The sequence below is a fragment of the uncultured Eudoraea sp. genome (assembly GCF_947258525.1).
Lineage (GTDB): Bacteria > Bacteroidota > Bacteroidia > Flavobacteriales > Flavobacteriaceae > Eudoraea.
The window spans coordinates 1-2,038 of the sequence record NZ_CAMYIP010000159.1 but is presented as its reverse complement, the minus strand read 5'-3'; the positions used below and the strand labels follow the sequence as shown (position 1 = coordinate 2,038).

Here is a 2,038-nt window from a genome sequence, read left to right as displayed (position 1 = left end):
GCAAAACAAATACACCTTTGGATTCAATTAAATTGGACAAAAATAAAATTTGAACCTCATCATTAACAACATTAGGGATTGGTTTTGTGATTCTATTTTCAGGGATACCATTTGCACAATAATGCACCCGTTCAATGGGTACATACTTTTCAATATCGTAATAAAGGTGTTTAGAGAGCAAAATCACCTCTGATTTTTTAAAGACCTTCTTGTATAATAAATTATCTACAAAGTTGTCTTGTCTTTTGGAAATTCCTTTGTTATGAAAATGGAATACTACCTTTTTACCAAATGCTTTGGCGAGCATTATGATCAATGTATCTTTATAAAACCCGGCGCCAGAAGCTGTTAACGTAATATAAACCAAATTTGGCTTATTGTTATAAAGGCTCTTTGAAGTCTGTTTTATGATTTTTAAATATCGTTTAAATTTCTGCCAGCCGCCAATTCCTATTTCATCAACTCTTATTGAGGTTCCCAGGTTAATATACTGGCAATCAAAATTGTCGTTTAAAGAATTGCTTTCCATGATATACTGTCCCACCATGGCAGCCCCGTGTACCGGAGGCGGATAATGGAGGATAAACAAGATTTTTTTTGCGTTCTTCTCTTTTTCCTTAAGTAATCCACTATAAAGGTCCATTAAATAATCATACACCTTGTTGCTTGAATACAAAGTGGCAGCTTTCTTTTTGGCATTGGCCCCATATAAATTGCATATTATGGTATCCTTATATAGTTCTTGTATGGCTTTGGCCAGACCAATGGTATCACCCGGCTCTACAAGCAGCCCGTTTTCCTCATGATCAATGATATCTGACATGGCCCCCAAGTTGCTGGTAATTAACGGTTTTCCATGTTTCATAGCCTGTGTAATAACATTAGGGAAACCTTCGTACCATTTACTGGGTACAACCACTATTCTGGATTGTTTATAAAACAGATCCAAATCCTTACCGGAAAGAAATCCTTTCCATAGAACATTGTCCGGCGCATTGGCCTTAAGACTAGCTTGGGGTTTCCTAACACTTCCGGCAACCATAAACGGAATCATTGGTAATAAGCGGGCCGCTTCCAGAAATTCCATTATTCCTTTTTCCTCACTTACCCTGCCCACAAAGGACACATATTCAGACTCAAAGGATTCACTGCTTGCAGGAATGGATGGTGTTATCCCGGGAACTATATACAGTTTTTTAGGTTCTATGCCATTTTTAATAAATTTTTCCCTTTGAAACGCGGTCTGTACTATATAGGCATCCATGTTCCTGTTTAGTCCCCACAGGGTGCGTGCCAAAAAATTCCTGAGGGCATACCCTATACTTTTGGCATAGTCCTTTTCACAGTTTTTAGTTATACAATTTAGTTCACGGCCTACTGACAAACATTTTTCACAAATTTTCCCTTTGCCATCCATATGAAGGCCCGTAGGACAAAACAAACGATAATTGGGGCAACGCATCACAATAGGAATGCCTTTTCTTTTTATTGTTTTTATTATCGCAGGGGAAATAAAAGGATATAGATTTTGAATTTGCACCACATCCGGCTCAAAACTGGCAAGCAACGCCCTGATCTCTTTAACTGCCTTAGGGTTATAGATTCCCAGAAAAAAAGCGGAGACTTTTTTTGAAAATGAGTTGTTTATTATATCTGAAAATCGCCTATACCATACTACCTCATGACCATTATTGGTAAGCAAACGTTCCAGGGCCTCGGCTGCAATTTCTTCCCCACTGGTATTGCTGGCATAATTATTATGGATAAACAATATTTTCATACTATGATTATCGGCCTTTCATCCGATTATTATTAATAGAAATTTTTACAGGAATCTATAATTGCAATAACTTCCCAAATTCATAATCCATTGAAGGGGGTTCAAACACCCCAAAACCATTGCAGGGATTAAAGGTTAATTCCCCAAAATATAATTTATCATCTACTACATAAAAATCAACCCGTACATATTTAAAATCCTCAGCTAATACTCTAGCCGAATCAATCATTTTTTTCAATGGTTTGGGTTTAGGAATGC

At 37.1% G+C, this 2,038-nt stretch carries 2 protein-coding genes; both read right to left on the bottom strand.

Going from position 1 to position 2,038, the window contains the following annotated elements:
- The coding region (locus tag Q0X89_RS11825) for a glycosyltransferase (RefSeq protein ID WP_297694398.1) at positions 1-1,780 on the bottom strand (1,780 nt) is incomplete at its 3' end.
- A gap of 55 nt (positions 1,781-1,835) precedes the next feature.
- Positions 1,836-2,038, bottom strand: a 203-nt coding sequence (locus Q0X89_RS11820) for an ATP-grasp fold amidoligase family protein (protein ID WP_297694396.1), incomplete at its 5' end; no start/stop codon positions are given.